This is a genomic window from Amycolatopsis sp. NPDC024027, from assembly GCF_040638975.1.
GTDB lineage: Bacteria > Actinomycetota > Actinomycetes > Mycobacteriales > Pseudonocardiaceae > Amycolatopsis.
Window position 1 is genome coordinate 178,293 of the sequence record NZ_JBEZYY010000016.1, and the last position, 16,683, is coordinate 194,975.

Sequence of the window (16,683 nt, forward strand, 5' to 3'; positions counted from 1 at the left end):
GGCTCACCACCTCGCCGTGTTCGCTTCGAACCCGGGCACGTACTGGCGCATGTAGGTCCCGTCGTCCCGCTTGGTCAGTCCACATCGGACGTAGTTCTCGTGCAGCTTCGCCAGCGCGTCCTCGTCGAGCGTGATCCCGAGCCCCGGCGTCGTCGGCACCGCGACGGCGCCGTCGGCGAACTCCAGCACCCCGGGTTCGATGACGTCCTCGACCTTCCACGGCCAGTGGGTGTCGCAGGCGTAGGTCAGGTGCGGCGTCGCCGCGGCGACCTGCACCATCGCGGCCAGGCTGATCCCGAGGTGGCTGTTCGAGTGCATCGACAGGCCGACGCCGAAGCTCTCGCACGTCACCGACAACGCCTGCGTGGCCCGCAACCCGCCCCAGAAGTGGTGGTCGGACAGCAGCACGCCGATCGCGCGCGCCCGGAAGCCCGGCTCGACGTCGCCGAAGTTGACCACGCACATGTTGGTGGCCAGCGGCATCGACGCCCGCTCGGCCACCCGCGCCATGCCTTCGATGCCCGGCGTCGGGTCCTCCAGGTATTCGAGGACACCGTCGAGCTCTTCGGCGACGCGGATGCTCGTTTCGACCGTCCAGGCGCCGTTCGGGTCGATCCGCAGCGGGTGCCCGGGGAACGCTTCGGCCAGCGCGCGGACGCCCTCGATCTCCTGCGCCGGCTCGTAGACCCCGCCCTTGAGCTTGATCGAGCGGAAGCCGTACTCGTCGAACATCCGCTTCGCCGACCCGACCAGCGTCTCGGGCGTGGTGATCTCGCCCCAGGAGTCTTCGCGGCCGTCGATGTGCTTGCCGTACTTGTAGAACAGGTAGGCGGAGAACTCGACCGCGTCACGGGCCCGGCCGCCGAGCAGGTCGGTCACCGGACGGCCCAGGAGGTGCCCCTGCGCGTCCAGGCAGGCGACCTCGAACAGCGAGTACACGCTCGCGATCGTCTTGCGGATGGAGAACCCGCCGATCAGGCCGTGCGCGTCGGTCAGCACCGTGTCCGACAGTGCTTCCGCGACCAGCCGCTGCAGGCCGGGCAGGTCGAACACGTCGTGGCCGCGCAGCCGCGGCAGCACCTTGCGCACCTCGCCGAGGAAGGCGTCGTCGCCGTAGGACTCGCCGAGCCCGACGATCCCGTCCTCGCACTTGACCTGGACGACGCTGCGCAGCGCGAACGGCTCGTGCACGCCCATGACGTTGAGCAGGGGCGGGTCCGCGAACGCGACCGGGGTGAGCACCACGTCGAGGATCCGCATCAGCCGAGCCCCTTCAGCGTCACGAAGCCGTCCTCCACGACCTTCTCGAGCCGGCGGACCTGCTCCGGCGTCGGTTCGACGAGCGGCGGCCGGACCGGGCCCACCTTGTCGCCGCGCAACCGGGCGGCGGCCTTCACGAGCGAGACGGCGAAGCCGGGCGTTTCGTCCCGCAACGCCACCAGCGGCAGGTAGAACCCGGTGAGCAGGGCGTCCATCACCCGCGTGTCGCCTTCGCCGAGCGCGCGGTGGAAGCGGTGGGCGATCTCCGGCGCGAAGCAGTGCACCGCCGAGGAGTACCGGGCGACACCGATCGCGGCGTACGCCTTGGCCGAGACCTCCGCGGTCGGCAACCCGTTGAAGAACAGGAAGTTCCGCGCCCGCTCGGTGTCCAGCGACCGGATCGTGGTGACGATCCGGGTCATCACCTCGACGTCGCCGTAGCCGTCCTTCAGCCCGACGACCGACGGGATGTCCAGCAGGGAAGCCGCGGCCGGCGCGGAGAACACGCCGGTGCCGCGGTGGTAGACGATCACCGGCACCGACGAGTCGCCGACGGCGTAGCGGACGAAGTCGACCAGCCCGGCCTGCGGCCCGGACACGAGGTACGGTGGCAGCAGCAGGACGCCGTCCGCACCCCCGGCCTGGGCCGCCGCGATGCCGGCCCGCGCCGACGCCGCGCCGCCCCCGGCACCCACCCAGACCGGGACGCGGCCGGCGGCCACCTCCCGGGCCCGGGTGAGCACCGAGGCGTGCTCGGCGGGCGAGAGCGAGCTGAACTCGCCGGTGCCGCACGCGACGAACAGCGCACCGGCGCCCGCCGCGATGTGGCTCTCCACGTTCTCCGCGAGTGCGTCGAGGTTGACCTCGAGGTCCTCGGTGAACGGGGTGAGGGGGAACGCCAGCAGGCCGTCCAGCTCGATCTCGTTCTGTGCCATCAGTCTTCTGCTCTCTCGTCCTTTTTCGGGTTCGGCCGGGTGTGGCCTGCGTCAGGCGGGCACGGTCGTGCCTTCCTTCTTGCGGTCGACGTCGTCGTCGGCGTTCACGGTGTCGACGATCTCATCGGCGGCCGCACTGCGCTCGGGGGCGAGCAGGCCGAGACCGACGTACAGGGCGAGCGAGACCAGGATCGGCGTCGCGACCAGCACGGTCTGGTTCGCCTTGAACACGTAGTACACCAGCGCGTAGTCGAGCAGGCCGCCCGCCCAGGAGATCAGCGCCGCACGGGGGCCGCACTTGCGGAACCACGGCAGCATGCCCAGCAGCAGCGGGATCGAGATCGGGCCCATCAGCGCGGCGACCCAGTTGACGACGATCTGCAGCACGCCGCCGAGGTTCTGCGCCTGGGTGGCCACCAGCATGGTCAGCGCGACGAAGATCACCGTGGTGATCCGCGCGGCCTTGAGGCCCTGGACGTCGGTCCACTGCCGGGTGCGGCGGAACATCGCCGGGATCATGTCGCGGGTGATCACCGCGGAGATCGCGTTGGCGTCGGAGGACACCATCGCCATGGTGTGCGAGAAGATCCCGGCCAGCACCAGGCCGACCAGGCCCGGCGGCAGGAACGTCGTCGTCATGATCGCGTACGACTGCGTGGGGTCCTTGACGCCGGGGATGAGCAGCGGCGCGGCGAACATCGGGAACATCAGCACCAGCGGCCACAACAGGTACAGCGCGGACGAAAGCCGCGCGCCGCGCCGGGCCTCTTGGGTGGTGGGCGCGGCCATGTACCGCTGCGCCAGGTTCCACATGCCTCCGTTGTACTCCAGCGTCTTCACGAGCACGTAGACGAGCAGGAAGATGGTGGTGTACTTGGACGTCACCGGGTCGACGTGGCCTTCGGGCAGCTTGTCCCACATCGTCCAGAGCGCCGAGATCCCGCCCAGCTTGCCCAGCACCACGACGATCATCACGACCGCGGCGATGGCCTGGATGACGAACTGGCCGAAGTCGGTGAGCGCGTCGGCCCACAGGCCGCCGATGGTGCAGTAGACCAGGGTGACCGCGCCGGTGATGAGGATGCCGAGGTTGTAGTCCAGCCCGGCGAAGACGTGCAGCAGCGTCGCCACGGCGAACCACTTGGCCGCGATGTCGAAGATCTTCAGCAGGCTGCCGCTCCACGCGAGGGCCTGCTGGGTCGGCACGTTGTACCGCTTGGCGAGGTACTCCAGCGGGGAGGCGACGCCGAGCTTCGAGCGCAACCGGTTCCAGCGGGCGGCGAACAGCCAGCTGCCGATGCCCACGCCGATGCCGATGCTGGCGAAGCCCCAGAAGTACACGGTGACGCCGCTGGTGTACGCGACGCCCGCGTACGCGACGAAGAGCACGGCGCTGTAGCCGGACATGTGGTGCGAGATGCCCGCCAGCCACCACGGCATCTTGCCGCCGGCCGTGAAGAAGTCCTTGACGTCGCTGACTCTCTTGTGCGACCACCAGCCGATCACGATCATCAGCGCGAAGTACGCGCAGACCATCGCCCAGTCGAGTGCGTGCACCGCAGGCTCCCTTCCGCGTCCACATCGATGTGGTGCCACTGTTCACATCTATGAACGGAGTCTGTTATAGTGATTATGTTCATCCATAAGAACGTTGTTCGGGACGCTAATATGGCCGGGGTCACAAGTCAACGGCCGGACGGAGGCGCACAAATGCCGCAGAAGGTGGACAACCCGGCAGCGGCCGACGGCGCCCCCGCCGAGAGTTCGGGCGTCAAGTCCGCACGGCGGGCCGTCGACCTCATCGAGACCTTCGCGGCGAACGACGTCTGGCTGTCCCTGTCGGACCTGCACGCGCGCACGGGCTTCCCGCGCTCGTCGCTGCACGGCCTGCTGCGGACGCTGCTGGAAGCCGGCTGGCTGGAGGCGGACGCGAACACCGCCCGCTACCGCCTCGGCGTCAGGGCGCTGATCTGCGGCACGGCGTACCTGGACCGCGACGCCGTCGTCCCGTTCGCCACCGAAGCGCTGGAGCGCATCCGGGAGAAGACCGGCTTCACCGCCCACTTCGCGCGCCGCAACGGCACCGAGGTCGTCTACCTGGAGACGCGCGAGTCGCAGCGGTCGACGCACCTCGTCTCCCGCGTCGGGCGCACGCTGCCCGCGCACGCGACCGCGCTGGGCAAGGCGCTGCTGGCCGAGCTGACGCACGACGAGATCGAGGCGCTGATGCCGGCGACGCTGACCGCGCTGACGCCGAACACCATCACCACGCTCGAAGGCCTGCACGCCGAGTTCGCCGCCACCCGCGAACGCGGGTACGCCGCCGAGGTCGAGGAAGGCACGCTGGGCGTCCGGTGCGTCGCCGCGGTGATCCCCTACCGCATCCCGGCCACCGACGCGATCAGCTGCTCGATGCCCATCGCCCAGGTGACCGACGACGACGCCCGCCGCGTCGGCGAACTGCTCGCCGAGACCACCGCCGAGCTCGGGCAGCAGCTGCGCCGGGCCGGCATCCGTTAACCCTTCTGCGTGAGAGGAACCCCATGACGGACCAGCGCGTGCTCATCACCGGGTCGGCGGGAGTCGTCGGCACCCTGATGCGCCCCCGCCTGCGGCGCCCGGGCCGGGTGCTGCGCCTGCTCGACCTGGCCCCGCAGACGGCGTCCGACGTCTCCGAAGAGGTCGTGACGGCCTCGGTGACCGATCCGGCGGCGATGGCGGAAGCGTGCGAAGGCGTCGACGCGCTGATCCACCTGGGCGGGCACAGCCGCGAGAACTCGTGGGAAGCGACCCTGGACGTCAACATCAACGGAACGCAGACGGTCCTGGAGGCGGCGCGGGCGGCCGGGATCCAGCGGGTGATCCTGGCGTCGAGCAACCACGCGGTGGGCTTCCGCCGCGTCGATTCCGACCTGCCGGCGGACTCATCGCCGCGGCCGGACACGTTCTACGGGGTTTCGAAGGCGGCGATCGAGGCGCTGGGAAGCCTGTACCACTCCCGCTTCGGCATGGACGTGATCGTGATCCGGATCGGTTCGTGCTTCGAGACACCGTTGCCCCTGGGCCCGCGCGGCCTGACGACCTGGCTCTCCCCCGACGACGGCGCGCGGCTGTTCGAGGCGTGCCTTTCGGCGCCTTCGCCGGGCTATCGGCTGATCTGGGGCGTCTCGGACAACACACGCCGCATCTACTCCCTGGCGGAGGCGGAGGCCTTGGGCTACAAGTCCCTGGACGACGCGGAGGTGTACGCGGACCAGCTGGCATCGAAGCCGGCCCCGACGGGCCCCGCGGCCGAGTACGTCGGCGGCCCGTTCTGCACAGCACCACTGGGCGTGTTCAACCCCCTCTGACCTACCAGAGGAGGCCGAAGGAGGCCGAAGGCCTCAGCCCCGAAGGGGCATCCAGACCCCCGCAACCCCGATCCGAAGCCAAAACACGGCCGGCGACACCTTGTCAAGGCACGCTTTCCCGCCTTGACAAGGTGCCGCCGGCCGTAGTCACAATCAGGCTTCGGGGTGGCGGAACCGCCGGCGACAACGCGGTCTTCGCACGAGCGGAATTCCCACCCCGGGAGCGGTTTCACCCGACGACCCTGACACCTTCAGCCCTACCGCTGTCCGATTTCGCCCAATCCGGCCGCATGTCAAACCAGGCCGGAGTGGAGCACCTCAGTGCACCAGGGCGGCCAGCGCCGCCGGGGCAACCGGCGCCCGGCCCGTCGTGCGCTGATAACCGCGCACGATGTCGCGGCAGCGGGCCTGCCGCCCCAGCCGGCGCTCGACCCGCAGCAGCCGGTTACGCCGCGGCGGCGGGTAGGCCGAGGCCAGCCGCGCAAGCAACTCCCGGCGGTCAGCACCGGCCGTGCGCACCGCCCAGTCGGCGCCGGGATCGAGCGCGAACAGCGCCAACGCGACGTGCTCGATCCGGTGCTCACGTTCCCGCCGGGCGAGGGCGAGGCGCAGCGACGCCGCGTAGGCCGCCTGGACGTCCAGGCCGATCGGCGGCTTCGCGCGGGCGCACCGCTGCCGGACCCGGGCGACCCCGAGCGGCAGCAGGGGCTCCTTGACCGGTGGCCGGTCCGCCAGTTCCGCCGGCAGCGGGCCCAGATCGATGCCCAGCACGGTCAGCGCCTCGCGGTCGGCGGCCACGCCGGCGCCGTCCGGGGCCGCCCGCAGGACCGCCCGCTCGATCCCGGCGAGCCCGGTCAGCGGTCCCTCCGTGAGGGCGAGCAGCAGGTGTTCGCTGCCGACGCGGGCGTGCCCGTACTCCCGCGCCAGCTCACCGGCGCGGCGGAACACCCGGCCGACCGCCGGATCGTCACCTCGGAACATCAGCCCTCCCGGCCACGGTGCTTGCGGTGCACGGTCTGCTTGGTGACGCCGAGCCGGTCGGCGATGTCCTGCCACGACCAGCCGGCTCGCCGGGCCGCCGCCACCTGCTCGGTCTCCAGCTGCTCGGCCAAGCGCCGCAACCGCGCGACGGCCCGCAACGCGATGTCCGGGTCGGCGCTGCGCACGGTGTGCTCGAAATCGGTCATCAGGCTCACGTCGTCAGCATATGCTGACTCGATGGGGTCGTCAACATATGCTGACGGGTACTAGTACCTTTGCGGCTTCCCGCGTCGCGGCACCGCCGCCAGGGTGGCGGCATGATCTTGAAATCCCGCCGTGCCCGGAAGTGGACGATCGTCGTGGCGAGCGTGCTGGTCGTCGTGCTCACCGGTGCGGTCGTGCTGTTCGAGGTGTCGAAGTCGCGGACCTTCCAGTTCTTCGGCACCCTGGTGGACCGCGTCGACACCACCGAAAAGCTCGTCGCCCTCACCTTCGACGACGGGCCCGATCCGGCGGGCGCCCACGCGGTCCTGGACACGCTGAACAGCCGTCAGGTGCCCGCGACCTTCTTCCTCATCGGCCGGGACATGGCCGCGCACCCGGACCTCGCCCGCGACATCGCCGCCGCCGGGCACGAGCTCGGCAACCACAGCTTCAGCCACGACCGGATGATCGGCGTGACGCCGTCGTGGGTCGCCGACGAGGTCGAAGCCACCGACGCCCTCATCCGCGCGGCCGGGTACCACGGCGAAATCCTCTTCCGGCCACCGAACGGCAAGAAGCTCTTCGCCCTCCCGCACTACCTGGCCGAACACCACCGCACGACGATCACCTGGGACGTCGCACCGGATTCCGACGGCACCCCGGACGCGGCCACCGTCGAAAGCGCTGTCCTCGGCCAGGTCCGGCCGGGCTCGATCGTGCTGCTGCACGCGATGTACGGCTCCCGCGAGCAGACCCGGCGGGCGATCGGGCCGGTCCTCGACGGGCTCAAGCAGCGCGGCTACCGGTTCGTGACCGTGACGCAGCTGCTGGCAGCTCGACGCTGACCACCCACTCGCCGTCCCGCGGGCCGCGGGTCAGCGCTCCCCCGGCCGCCGCGGCCTGCTCCGCGAGCCCGGCCAGCCCGTGGCCGCCGCCTTCGTGCGAAGTCTTCTTGAGCGTGTTCCGCGCCGTGATCGTCAGCCGCTCACCCGCTTCGACGTCGAGCCGAAGCCGGATGCCGGGACCGTTGTGGCGCAAGGCGTTCACCGCCGTTTCCGCGACGAACCGCTCGGCCAGCTCCCGCACCGGACGCGGCAGCGCGGGCAGCACCGGGTCGCGGTCGAGCACCAGCCCCGCGGTGCGGAGCCGGGCCAGCACCTCGGCGAGGTCCGGGGCGCGTTCGGCGTCGGCACGCAGGTCGTCCAGCGTGCGGCGGACGAGGGTCAGCGCGCCCCGGCCGGCGGCCAGGAGGGTGTCGAGGCGTTCGCGGTCGGCGTCGGTCAGGTCGCCGACCGCGCGCAGCGTCTCGGCCTGCACCAGCATGACGGCCGTGGTCTGGGCGAGCGTGTCGTGCAGTCGCCGGGCCGCGCGCTCGGCCCGGTCGGCGAGCGCGCGGCGGCGTTCGGCGCCGAGCAGCCAGGCCACCGCGGCGATCGTGATCGCGAGGACCGTGCCGTCGAGCGGTCCTTTCGCCGGGAACACGGCGGCGCCGACGACCAGCGCCGAGGCCGCCGCGAGCCACCGCTGCGGCGTGCTGTACAGGGCGAGCAGCACCGGCACGTACATCGTGTTGCGCGGCTGGTCGAGCAGCAGGTGCCCGGCCGTCGCGAGGGTCACCACGACGAGCACGACGGCCGGGGCGCGGCGCGACCACAGCAGCGGGACGAGCTGGGCCGCACTGAGCCCGGCGGCGAGCCACCCCTGCTGCGGCGTCCACGCCCCGCTGGCGAAGAACACCGCGGCGACGGCCGTCGTCGTGACGAGAGACTGGCGCATGCGCCGACACTCTAGAGTGCGGGCATGATCCGGGTTCAGATCGTCGACGACCACGCGCTGGTGCGCGAGGGCATCGCGCTGATTCTGGGCGCGCAGCCGGACCTCGACGTCGTCGCGCAGTACGCGAGCGGCCCGGAACTGCTCGCTTCGGCTGTGGAAGCCGACGTCGTGCTGCTCGATCTGTACCTGCCCGGCATGGACGGCCTCGAAGTCCTGCGCCGGCTGCGCCCTTCGGCGCCACGCGTGCTGATGCTGACGACGGTCGGCCGTCCCCGCGAAATCCGCGAAGCTCTCGGCGCGGGCGCGGCCGGGTTCGTGCTGAAGGAGGCATCGGGCGACGAACTCGCGGCGGCCGTCCGAGCGGCCCACCAGGGCGTGACGGCACTGAGCCCGGCAGCGGCATCGGCCCTGAGCGGCGGCGGTGTGCTGACACCGCGGGAGCGGGATGTGCTGGAGCTGCTGGGTGAGGGACTGTCCAATCGCGACATAGCGGCCCGGCTCCGGCTGGCCGAGCGGACGGTGAAGGTGCACGTCGGCAACGTGCTGGCGAAGCTGGGGGTCACCAGCCGCACGCAGGCGGCCCTCGTGGCGAAGGACCGGTGATCCGGCTTTCGCCCTGGTGCGCGGCGCACCTGGGCGCGGAACCGGTCGAAGTCGTGCGTCGCCGCGCAGACCGGCTGGCGAAGCCCGGGTTCCCGGCCGCTCACGCCCGTGGCGGCCGTCGACGGGCCGGCCGTGCAGGCCGAGGAGTTCCGGCCCGGCAGCGAGGGGCTGCCCGACGACTCGCCTGACGTCAGGTGCGGTGGGACAACCGCGATCCCGGACTGTGGCCCGCGATCGAGACGGCTGCGCGAGTGTTTGCTGGTCGCGAACCTGCCCTGCGTGCTGGGCCACGCGGACTTCGAAGCGCTGGCGGGAGCGGCGTGCGGCGCGTTCGCGAACGTGTCGCCGCCGGCCGCCGTGCGCGCCCAAGCAGCCGAACGCCTGCGCTGCGCCAACGCCTGACTAACGGCCGTACGCGGCCATGAACATGTCCAGCAGGTCGTCGACCGCCTTCTCGTCCACGGCGCGGGTCGAGAGCAGGTGGCGGTAGTAGAGGGTGCCGCACAGCACCTCGGCCGGGAAGGTCAGGTCCACGCCCTCGACGAGTTCGCCCGCCTCCTGGGCGCGGGTGATCCGGTTGAGGGTGCTCTGCTCGACGGTCCGCAGGAACCGGTCGTGCAGCGTGGCGCGCAGGGTTTCGTCGGCCTGCGCCTCGGCGATCACCGCCCGGTAGACCGGCCCGATCGGCGGGGCGGCGAGCGCGGGGGCCGAACGCAGGAACTGCTCGCGCAGGTCCGCGCGGACGTCGCCGGTGTCGTGGTAGTCGAGGTCGGTGGTCCAGGCGCGGCTGAGCGCGTCCAGCAGGAGCGCCGCCATGGACGGCCAGCGCCGGTAGATCGTGTGCTTCCCGACGCCGGCGCGCCGGGCGACCGCCTCGACGTTCAGCCCCGCGTAGCCGACCTCACCGGCGAGCTCGAGCGTCGCGTCGAGGAGTCCGGCGGTCCGGGCGGCGCCTCGACGTCGCGGCGGTGCGGGTTCAGCGGCCATGCCCGGATCTTATCGGCACGCACCGTGCCATTGACAGCCGCCACTTCCAGGCTCCAAAATTGCCGCCAACGGCACGGGTCGTGCCGATAAACTAAGGAGACACCATGGGGACGTTCACGGCCGAAGAACGCGCCGCGATGAAGGAGCACGCCAGGGAACTGAAGACCGCGGCGCGCCGGGCTTCGCAGGCGGACAAGGCGGCCCAGGCGGAGCAGGACGTGCTCGCGAAGATCGCCGAGATGGCGCCGTCGGACCGGGCCCTGGCCGAACGCGTGCACGCCATCGTCAAGGGCCACGCGCCGGTCCTGGAACCGAAGCTGTGGTACGGCATGCCCTCGTACGCCATCGACGGCAAGATCGTCTGCTTCTTCCAGAGCGCGGAGAAGTTCAAGGCGCGCTACGCGACCCTCGGGTTCAGTGACCAGGCGAACCTGGACGACGGGGCGATGTGGGCGGCCGGCTTCGCACTGACCGAAGTGACGCCCGCGGTCGAAAAGAGGATCGCCGCGCTGGTGACGCAAGCGGTGAAGTGAGGCGGAGCCGGGCCTTGTACGTCGCGTGTACCGGCCCGGCTTACCGTCGCGGGCCATGTCGAACCAGTGGAAACTGCTCTCGCTCGGCGTGTTCGCCTCGCTCGTGGCCGGCACAGTCACCGCCCCCGATGCCGCCGCCGCGCCGAACACCTACTACGTCGATCAAAACCTCGGCAACGACAACGCGGCCGGAACCGCGGCCGCCCCCTGGAAGTCGCTCGCCAAGGTCGCCGCGACGGAACTGAAACCCGGCGAAACCGTGCTGCTCCGCCGCGGCCGGACCTGGACCGGCGGGCTCAGCGTCTTCGGCAACGGGTCGGATTCCGCGCCCGTGACCATCGGCGCCTACGGTGACGGCGCGCGCCCGATCGTCCAAGGCAACGAGGAAGCCTGCATCAACCTGCCCGGCGACCACCTCATCGTGCAAGACCTGCAGATCGGCGTCGCGGCCGATGCCGGGCGCTGCTCCTGGGCCGGCGTCGAGATCGGCGGGGACCACGACAAGGTCCTCTCGAACTACATCACCGGCGCCGGCGCGGGCGTCTACATCGCGCCGAGCGCCGACGGGACCGAAGTCACCCAGAACGACCTCGTCGACAACAACCACATGACCGTCGTGACGCCGGGCGGCAACGACGACTCGGGTGCGTTCGCGATCCTGGTGCAGGGCAACGGCTCCGACATCGGCTGGAACCGGATCAGCGGGTCGATCGCCGCGAGCGAGGACTTCGGCGGGCTCGACGGGGCCGCGGTCGAGGTCTTCTACGGTTCCGACAACGTCATCCACCACAACATTTCCGAGGACAACGAGTCCTTCACCGAGCTCGGCACCGACGCGAAGGACCCGGACGGCGTGTCCCGCAACAACGTCTACGAGTACAACGCGGTTTTCGGTGCCAAGACGCGCGGCGGCATCGTGACGCGCGGCGCCCAGGACGGCAACGGGCCGGTGACCGGCACGGTCTTCCGCAACAACTCCGTCCGGCTCAGCCACGCCGAATCCGAAGGCTTCGTCTGCTACGGCGGTTGCACCAACCAGACGCTCCAGCTGACCCAGAACGTCATCCAGGCCGCGATGAAGGTCGGGTACGCCGACCCCGGCTGGACCGCGACCGACCACAACGTCTTCTACGGCGGCCAGCGGCAGTTCACCCCGGGCGCCACGGACAAGGTCGCCGATCCGAAGTTCACCTCCGCGACGAATCTCGTCCTCAAGACCGGCAGCCCGGCCATCGGGCTCGGCGTCAAGAAGTACGCGGGCATCGACGTCGACGGCAACACCGTCGGCACCCGGATCGACGCCGGCGCCTACCAGTTCACCCCTTGACGTACCGCGTCAGCATCGCGACCATCTCGTCCTCGAGCCGCCGGGCGTCGATCGGGTCGGGCTCGGCCAGCAGGTCGTGGACGGCCAGCTCGACCGTCGCGAAGATCAGGCGGGCCGCGGTGGCGGTGTCGGCGACGCGGACCTCGGGGTGACCCGCCAGGAGGGCGCGGGTGTGGTCGACCATGGTCCGCTTCATCCCGTCGAGCCGCTCGATCAGCTCGTCCGACCGCGGGGCCTGCTCCCGCAGCATCCGCAGCAGGTGGGGGTCGTCGAGGTGGGCTTCGACCGCCAGCCGGACGAAGACGCGGAAGACCTCCTCGATCGGGCCGGGCAGCGGGCCGGTCAGGAGCTTCGCCAATGCCGCCGTGCCGTCGTCGAGGTGCCGGGTCAGCAGTTCGGCGAGGATCGCGTCCTTGTTCGGGAAGTACTGGTACAGCGAGCCGATCGAGATGCCGGCGCGCTCGGCGATGCGGTTGGTGGTGCCGGCCGGGTAGCCGTGGTCGGCGAAAACGTGAGCAGCCGCGGTCAGGATCCGTTGCCGGGTCAGCTCGGCGCGCACCTGACGCGGCTGTTTACGTGGCTGGATGCGGCGCTGGTCCGGCGTCACCGAAGCCTCCGGGAAAGCGAGTAGTCAAGATCTGAATGTTTGCTCATAATTGTGCCATGACCAGCACAAATACGCTGCATCGTGTCTCCCCGGCCGACGTGCGGGCCCAGCTGGGCGAGCCGGAGGCGATGATCAAGGCCAAGATCGGCGACCGCATCGACTCCCACGCCCGCCGCTTCATCGCGCACTCGCCGTTCCTGACGCTGGCCACCGCCGACGCCGCGGGCCGCGCCGACTGCTCGCCCCGCGGCGACTACCCCGGCTTCGTCAAAGTTCTCGACGACCGCACGGTCGCGCTGCCCGACCGGGTCGGCAACAAGATCGCCGACTCCTTCCGCAACATCGCCGAGAACGACGGCGTCGGCCTGCTGTTCTTCGTCCCCGGCGTGCGGGAAACCCTGCGGGTCAACGGAAGCGCGTACGTCACCGACGACCCGGACGTGCTCGCCCGGATGCGCACCGAGGCGAAGGCGCCGATGCTGGCGATCGTCGTCGACGTCGCCGAGGTGTACTTCCACTGCGGGCGCGCGCTGATCCGGTCGCGCCTGTGGGACCCGGCGAGCCAGGCGCTGGCGGCGGAACTGCCGTCGGCGGGCGAGATGGCCGCCGAGAAGATGAACGTCGACCCGGTGCTGTTCGAGCAGCTCCTCGAAGACGGCTACCGGAAGCTGTACTGACGTGCCCGACATGCAGAAGACGATCCTGGACCGCGTCGAGCACGTCACCGACGACGTCGTCTCGCTGGTCCTGCGCGGCGACGAAGGTCCCTTGGCCCCGTGGGAGCCGGGCGCGCACATCGACCTGGAGCTGCCGAACTGGCTGACGCGCCAGTACTCGCTGTGCGGCGACCCCGGTGACCTGTCGGCCTACCGCATCGCGGTCCGCCACGACCCGCTGAGCCGCGGTGGCTCCGAGTACGTCCACCTCTTCCTGCGGCCGGGCCGGACGCTGTCGGTTTCGGTGCCCCGCAACCACTTCCCGCTGCTCCCGGCGGCGGAGTACCTGTTCGTGGCGGGCGGGATCGGGATCACGCCGATCATGCCGATGCTGCACTCGGCCGTCGCGTCCGGTGCCGCGGTGACGCTCGTGTACGCGGGCCGGTCCCGGCCGTTCGCCGCGGAACTCTCTTCGCGGTACGGAGATCGCGTGCGGCTCGCGCGTCCCGATTTCGCGGCGCTGGCGGCGGAGTTCCCGGCCGCGGAGGTGTACTGCTGCGGCCCGGCGTCGATGGTGGACGCGGCCGAGGCGGTGGTCCCCGGGGTGCACACCGAGCGGTTCGAGCCCACCCGGCGGACGTTCGGGCCGGACACCGCGTTCGAGGTGGGGTGCGCCCGGTCCGGGGGCACGATCCAGGTCCCGGCGGACGAGTCGCTGCTCGACGCGCTGAACCACGCCGGACGGCCGGTGGCGTCCGCGTGCCGGGAAGGGGTCTGCGGCAGCTGCGAGATCACGGTCCTCGAAGGGGAACCCGAGCACCGCGACGACATCGGTGCCGCTCCGGGCCGGATGTACCCGTGCGTGTCCCGCTCGCTGTCACCCCGGCTCGTGCTGGACGTCTGATGATCCCGAAGGTGCGCCGCCCCCGGACGCGGCGGATGATCACCCTGGAAGTCCGCGCGAACACCGCCCCCAGCCCGGCGTTCCGCACCATCACCCTCGGCGGTCCCGGCTTGGCGGAGTTCGAGCCGGCCGGCGACGACCAGGCCGTGCGGCTGTTCTTCCCGCGCAGCGGCCAGAGCAGGCTCCGCATGCCCACACTGGACAACGAGGGCTGGATGGCGGAGCTGCTCGTACTGCCGAAGTCCCGCCGCCCGTGGGTCCGCAACTACACGATCCGGCGGGCGCGGCCCGGCGAGATCGACATCGAGTTCGCCCTCCACGACGGCGACGCCCCGGCCACCGCCTGGGCGCGGCGGGCGCGTCCCGGCGATCCGGCCGGCGTCTTCGACCTCGGCGTCAGCTACCTGCCGCCGTCCGGGGTGTCCTGGCAGCTGCTGGCCGGGGACGAGAGCGCGCTGCCCGCGATCCTGGCGATCCTCGAGCACGCCCGGGACGACCTCGTGGCGGAGGTGTTCCTGGAGGTGCCTTCGGCGGCGGACGTCCGGCAGGTCGAGGCACCGCCCGGGGTGCGGGTGCACTGGCTGCCGCGCGCGGGGCCCGGCGGGCGTCCGGGCACGCTGGCCCTGGAGACGATCCGCGAAGCCGTCCTGCCGTCCGGTCCCGCCTACGCGTGGGTCGCCGGGGAAGCCGCCCTGGCCACGGGCGTGCGCCGCCACCTGGTGCGCGACCGCGGCTGGACGAAGGCCGGCATCGCGTTCCTCGGCTACTGGCGCCACGGCCGCGCAGCACCCGGCTGAGTCCGAACCCGCGGGCCGATCAGCGGCCACGCGACGACGTACCCGGCCGCCGCGGCCAGACCGCCGCGGACCGCGCCGATCAGCAAGCACCGGACCCAGTCGTAGCCGCTGACCCGGCTCACCGGGTCCGTCAGCCCGAGCAGCGCTCCCACCACCAGCCCCGCGCCGAGGCCGGCCGCCACCACCGCCCGGCCGGTGCGGGGCAGCGCTCGCCACGCCCGCTCGGCCCGCGGTGCCCGGCGGTACCAGCGCACGACCAGCACCGCGAGCAGGACCAGGCCACCGGCCGACGACACGTACCCGATGACGTTGTACAGCCGGTGCGGGCCGGCGACGGAAACCCGCAGCCACCCCCAGTGCCGCACGGCGAAGCCGCCGGTGTGGGTGAAGGCGTCCCAGAGCAGGTGGGTCGCCGCTCCCACCACGACCGAGACCACCGCGCCGAGCCACGGGACCCGGCCGGCCGGGCGCGGCACCCGCTCCCGCCAGCCGGCCGGCCCCAACGCCAGGACCGGCGCGAGGACCGCGTGCCCGACCGCCACCAGGGCCAGCCCGGGCAGCAGGTCCACGCTCACCAGGCCGGCGGGCTCGTGGGTCAGGGCGCCACCCGGGATGGGCACGTAGTAGGCGACGTCGGGCGCGAGCGAACCCGCGACCAGGCCGGGCAGCCACAGCCACCGGGCCAGCGGCACCACGGCGGCCGGGTGCGCGAACGTGAACGGCAACGGACTCCCCCCGGTGTCTGACTGTCCGGCCGCCCAGCTTAGGGCGGGTACCATCGCGCTCAGCCTCGACGTCGAGGAGGCAGCGTGGGCGAACTCGGGCTGGCCGACACCAACGGCATCCTCGCGCTGCCCTGGGTCCGCCCCGACCGGACCAGCGCCGGCCTCGGCTGGGACCGGGTCTACGTCTCCCGCCAGCGGGAACGTCCCTACCGCGCCGAGTTCGGGGCCGCCCGCAGCCACCAGCTGATCCTGCACGTCGACGGCCCGGTCACCGTCCGCCGCGGGGTCGGGACCGCGCGCGAACAGAGCCGGCGGATGCCCGCCGGCGGGCTCTTCCTGCAGCCGTCGCACGCCGAGTTGTCCGTCGAGCTGGGCGGAGCGCTCGACACCGTGCACGTCTACCTCGCCGACGACGCCGTGCAGGACGCCGCCGGGGAGCACGCGCCGGTGCGGCTCGCCGAGGAGCTCGGCAGCCACGATCCGCTGCTCGAACAGCTCGTGCTCGGCCTCGACGGCGTCGTCCGCGACTGGGAGCCGGGCGCCCGCACCTACGCCGACCAGCTCGGCGCCCTCGTCGCCGCGCAGCTCGTGCGCCGGCACCGGGCCGGGCGGGTCCCCGAACCCGAGCCGGCCCACGGCCTCTCCGACCGCCAGTTCGCGCGGGTCCGCGACCTGATGGCCGAACGGCTCGCCGAGCCGGTGCCGCTGGCCGACCTGGCCGCGCTCACCGGGCTGAGCGTCAGCCGGTTCTCCCGCCGGTTCAAGGCCCGCACCGGCTTGCCACCGCACCGCTACCTGCTGCGGCTGCGCGTCGAACAGGCCGGGCTGCTGCTGCGCACGGGCGACGACCCGATCGCCGAGATCGCCGTCCGCTGCGGGTTTTCCCACCAGGAGCACCTCACGCGGGTGCTGCGCGCCCAGCTCGGCACCACACCCGCGGCGCTGCGCCGCGAAGGCTGACGCTGAACAACGCGCGTTTCGTGCCGTCGCGCAGCACGAACGTGCAGGACCGGGCCGGTTTGCGGCTTGATACTGCCT

At 71.7% G+C, this 16,683-nt stretch carries 20 protein-coding genes; 11 read left to right on the top strand and 9 right to left on the bottom strand.

The features are described 5' to 3' along the window. Nucleotides 1–3: 3 nt before the first annotated feature. Genes AB0F52_RS33510 through AB0F52_RS33520 form a run of 3 tightly spaced genes read right to left on the bottom strand, consistent with a single transcriptional unit; the run spans nt 4 to nt 3,752 of the window. Nucleotides 4–1,260, bottom strand: coding sequence for a glucarate dehydratase family protein (locus AB0F52_RS33510; RefSeq protein WP_360179742.1), 1,257 nt, complete (start codon nt 1,258–1,260; stop codon nt 4–6). Then, on the bottom strand, nt 1,260–2,195 hold the full coding sequence (locus AB0F52_RS33515) for a 5-dehydro-4-deoxyglucarate dehydratase (RefSeq protein ID WP_360179744.1): 936 nt from the start codon (nt 2,193–2,195) through the stop codon (nt 1,260–1,262). The genes AB0F52_RS33510 and AB0F52_RS33515 overlap by 1 nt, the downstream gene beginning before the upstream one ends. A 51-nt stretch (nt 2,196–2,246) precedes the next feature. Further along, nucleotides 2,247–3,752: a sodium:solute symporter family protein gene (locus AB0F52_RS33520; protein WP_360179746.1), complete on the bottom strand. Its 1,506-nt coding sequence runs from the start codon at nt 3,750–3,752 to the stop codon at nt 2,247–2,249. Nucleotides 3,753–3,905: 153 nt separating this feature from the next. On the opposite strand from AB0F52_RS33520, the gene AB0F52_RS33525 reads away from it, so the two are divergent. Together AB0F52_RS33525 and AB0F52_RS33530 are read left to right on the top strand one after the other, a co-directional pair. Next, nucleotides 3,906–4,715: an IclR family transcriptional regulator gene (locus AB0F52_RS33525; RefSeq protein ID WP_360179748.1), complete on the top strand. Its 810-nt coding sequence runs from the start codon at nt 3,906–3,908 to the stop codon at nt 4,713–4,715. Nucleotides 4,716–4,738: 23 nt separating this feature from the next. After that, nucleotides 4,739–5,545: an NAD(P)-dependent oxidoreductase gene (locus AB0F52_RS33530; protein ID WP_360179750.1), complete on the top strand. Its 807-nt coding sequence runs from the start codon at nt 4,739–4,741 to the stop codon at nt 5,543–5,545. 318 nt (nt 5,546–5,863) lie between these two features. Here the strand turns inward: AB0F52_RS33530 and AB0F52_RS33535 are convergent, their stop codons facing one another. Both AB0F52_RS33535 and AB0F52_RS33540 read right to left on the bottom strand, forming a co-directional pair. Further along, nucleotides 5,864–6,526, bottom strand: coding sequence for a Clp protease N-terminal domain-containing protein (locus tag AB0F52_RS33535; RefSeq protein ID WP_360179752.1), 663 nt, complete (start codon nt 6,524–6,526; stop codon nt 5,864–5,866). Next, nucleotides 6,526–6,732, bottom strand: a complete 207-nt coding sequence (locus tag AB0F52_RS33540) for a helix-turn-helix domain-containing protein (protein ID WP_360179873.1) — start codon at nt 6,730–6,732, stop codon at nt 6,526–6,528. Before AB0F52_RS33540 ends, AB0F52_RS33535 begins: the two co-directional genes overlap by 1 nt. A gap of 111 nt (nt 6,733–6,843) precedes the next feature. Between AB0F52_RS33540 and AB0F52_RS33545 the strand changes: the two genes are divergently transcribed. Further along, nucleotides 6,844–7,575, top strand: a complete 732-nt coding sequence (locus AB0F52_RS33545; protein WP_360179754.1) for a polysaccharide deacetylase family protein — start codon at nt 6,844–6,846, stop codon at nt 7,573–7,575. Here the strand turns inward: AB0F52_RS33545 and AB0F52_RS33550 are convergent. After that, complete coding sequence (locus AB0F52_RS33550) at nt 7,517–8,506, bottom strand: histidine kinase (RefSeq protein WP_360179756.1); 990 nt, start codon at nt 8,504–8,506, stop codon at nt 7,517–7,519. The two genes, AB0F52_RS33545 and AB0F52_RS33550, sit on opposite strands and share 59 nt — an antisense overlap. Before the next feature lie 24 nt (nt 8,507–8,530). Between AB0F52_RS33550 and AB0F52_RS33555 the strand changes: the two genes are divergently transcribed. Beyond that, entirely contained in the window at nt 8,531–9,109 is a 579-nt protein-coding gene (locus AB0F52_RS33555) for a response regulator transcription factor (protein WP_360179758.1), read from the top strand. Between the two features lie 108 nt (nt 9,110–9,217). Further along, nucleotides 9,218–9,511, top strand: a complete 294-nt coding sequence (locus AB0F52_RS33560) for a hypothetical protein (protein WP_360179760.1) — start codon at nt 9,218–9,220, stop codon at nt 9,509–9,511. Here the strand turns inward: AB0F52_RS33560 and AB0F52_RS33565 are convergent, their stop codons facing one another. Beyond that, complete coding sequence (locus AB0F52_RS33565) at nt 9,512–10,096, bottom strand: TetR/AcrR family transcriptional regulator (protein ID WP_360179762.1); 585 nt, start codon at nt 10,094–10,096, stop codon at nt 9,512–9,514. 104 nt (nt 10,097–10,200) lie between these two features. Here AB0F52_RS33565 and AB0F52_RS33570 point away from each other — a divergent pair, with 104 nt between their 5' ends. Further along, nucleotides 10,201–10,629 carry a DUF1801 domain-containing protein gene (locus AB0F52_RS33570; RefSeq protein WP_360179764.1) on the top strand — a complete coding sequence of 143 codons (429 nt, stop codon included), beginning with the start codon at nt 10,201–10,203 and terminating at the stop codon, nt 10,627–10,629. A 55-nt stretch (nt 10,630–10,684) separates the two neighbouring features. Beyond that, nucleotides 10,685–11,956, top strand: coding sequence for a right-handed parallel beta-helix repeat-containing protein (locus tag AB0F52_RS33575; RefSeq protein WP_360179766.1), 1,272 nt, complete (start codon nt 10,685–10,687; stop codon nt 11,954–11,956). On the opposite strand, the gene AB0F52_RS33580 is transcribed toward AB0F52_RS33575, so the two are convergent. Beyond that, complete coding sequence (locus AB0F52_RS33580) at nt 11,946–12,563, bottom strand: TetR/AcrR family transcriptional regulator (protein ID WP_360179768.1); 618 nt, start codon at nt 12,561–12,563, stop codon at nt 11,946–11,948. The genes AB0F52_RS33575 and AB0F52_RS33580 overlap by 11 nt on opposite strands. 56 nt (nt 12,564–12,619) lie before the next feature. Between AB0F52_RS33580 and AB0F52_RS33585 the strand changes: the two genes are divergently transcribed. From AB0F52_RS33585 to AB0F52_RS33595, 3 genes are read left to right on the top strand one after another with little or no spacing between them, the layout of a single operon-like run. After that, nucleotides 12,620–13,240, top strand: coding sequence for an MSMEG_1061 family FMN-dependent PPOX-type flavoprotein (locus tag AB0F52_RS33585; RefSeq protein ID WP_360179770.1), 621 nt, complete (start codon nt 12,620–12,622; stop codon nt 13,238–13,240). 10 nt (nt 13,241–13,250) lie between these two features. Further along, nucleotides 13,251–14,123 (top strand): PDR/VanB family oxidoreductase, encoded by an 873-nt coding sequence (locus AB0F52_RS33590; RefSeq protein WP_360179772.1) that lies wholly within the window; start codon nt 13,251–13,253, stop codon nt 14,121–14,123. Further along, on the top strand, nt 14,123–14,920 hold the full coding sequence (locus AB0F52_RS33595) for a siderophore-interacting protein (protein WP_360179774.1): 798 nt from the start codon (nt 14,123–14,125) through the stop codon (nt 14,918–14,920). Before AB0F52_RS33590 ends, AB0F52_RS33595 begins: the two co-directional genes overlap by 1 nt. On the opposite strand, the gene AB0F52_RS33600 is transcribed toward AB0F52_RS33595, so the two are convergent. Then, on the bottom strand, nt 14,887–15,645 hold the full coding sequence (locus AB0F52_RS33600; RefSeq protein ID WP_360179776.1) for a DUF4184 family protein: 759 nt from the start codon (nt 15,643–15,645) through the stop codon (nt 14,887–14,889). The two genes, AB0F52_RS33595 and AB0F52_RS33600, sit on opposite strands and share 34 nt — an antisense overlap. A gap of 84 nt (nt 15,646–15,729) precedes the next feature. On the opposite strand from AB0F52_RS33600, the gene AB0F52_RS33605 reads away from it, so the two are divergent. After that, entirely contained in the window at nt 15,730–16,605 is an 876-nt protein-coding gene (locus AB0F52_RS33605; RefSeq protein ID WP_360179778.1) for an AraC family transcriptional regulator, read from the top strand. Nucleotides 16,606–16,683: the final 78 nt, after the last annotated feature.

What these genes read in the sequence shown, in the direction of transcription:
- AB0F52_RS33590 (WP_360179772.1), top strand. Translation starts at nt 13,251, where the DNA reads ATGCAGAAGACGATCCTGGACCGCGTCGAGCACGTCACCGACGACGTC.
- AB0F52_RS33550 (WP_360179756.1), bottom strand. Translation starts at nt 8,506, where the DNA reads ATGCGCCAGTCTCTCGTCACGACGACGGCCGTCGCCGCGGTGTTCTTC.
- AB0F52_RS33535 (WP_360179752.1), bottom strand. Translation starts at nt 6,526, where the DNA reads ATGTTCCGAGGTGACGATCCGGCGGTCGGCCGGGTGTTCCGCCGCGCC.
- AB0F52_RS33595 (WP_360179774.1), top strand. Translation starts at nt 14,123, where the DNA reads ATGATCCCGAAGGTGCGCCGCCCCCGGACGCGGCGGATGATCACCCTG.
- AB0F52_RS33545 (WP_360179754.1), top strand. Translation starts at nt 6,844, where the DNA reads ATGATCTTGAAATCCCGCCGTGCCCGGAAGTGGACGATCGTCGTGGCG.
- AB0F52_RS33510 (WP_360179742.1), bottom strand. Translation starts at nt 1,260, where the DNA reads ATGCGGATCCTCGACGTGGTGCTCACCCCGGTCGCGTTCGCGGACCCG.
- AB0F52_RS33570 (WP_360179764.1), top strand. Translation starts at nt 10,201, where the DNA reads ATGGGGACGTTCACGGCCGAAGAACGCGCCGCGATGAAGGAGCACGCC.
- AB0F52_RS33540 (WP_360179873.1), bottom strand. Translation starts at nt 6,732, where the DNA reads ATGACCGATTTCGAGCACACCGTGCGCAGCGCCGACCCGGACATCGCG.
- AB0F52_RS33575 (WP_360179766.1), top strand. Translation starts at nt 10,685, where the DNA reads ATGTCGAACCAGTGGAAACTGCTCTCGCTCGGCGTGTTCGCCTCGCTC.
- AB0F52_RS33565 (WP_360179762.1), bottom strand. Translation starts at nt 10,096, where the DNA reads ATGGCCGCTGAACCCGCACCGCCGCGACGTCGAGGCGCCGCCCGGACC.
- AB0F52_RS33525 (WP_360179748.1), top strand. Translation starts at nt 3,906, where the DNA reads ATGCCGCAGAAGGTGGACAACCCGGCAGCGGCCGACGGCGCCCCCGCC.
- AB0F52_RS33555 (WP_360179758.1), top strand. Translation starts at nt 8,531, where the DNA reads ATGATCCGGGTTCAGATCGTCGACGACCACGCGCTGGTGCGCGAGGGC.
- AB0F52_RS33530 (WP_360179750.1), top strand. Translation starts at nt 4,739, where the DNA reads ATGACGGACCAGCGCGTGCTCATCACCGGGTCGGCGGGAGTCGTCGGC.
- AB0F52_RS33515 (WP_360179744.1), bottom strand. Translation starts at nt 2,195, where the DNA reads ATGGCACAGAACGAGATCGAGCTGGACGGCCTGCTGGCGTTCCCCCTC.
- AB0F52_RS33585 (WP_360179770.1), top strand. Translation starts at nt 12,620, where the DNA reads ATGACCAGCACAAATACGCTGCATCGTGTCTCCCCGGCCGACGTGCGG.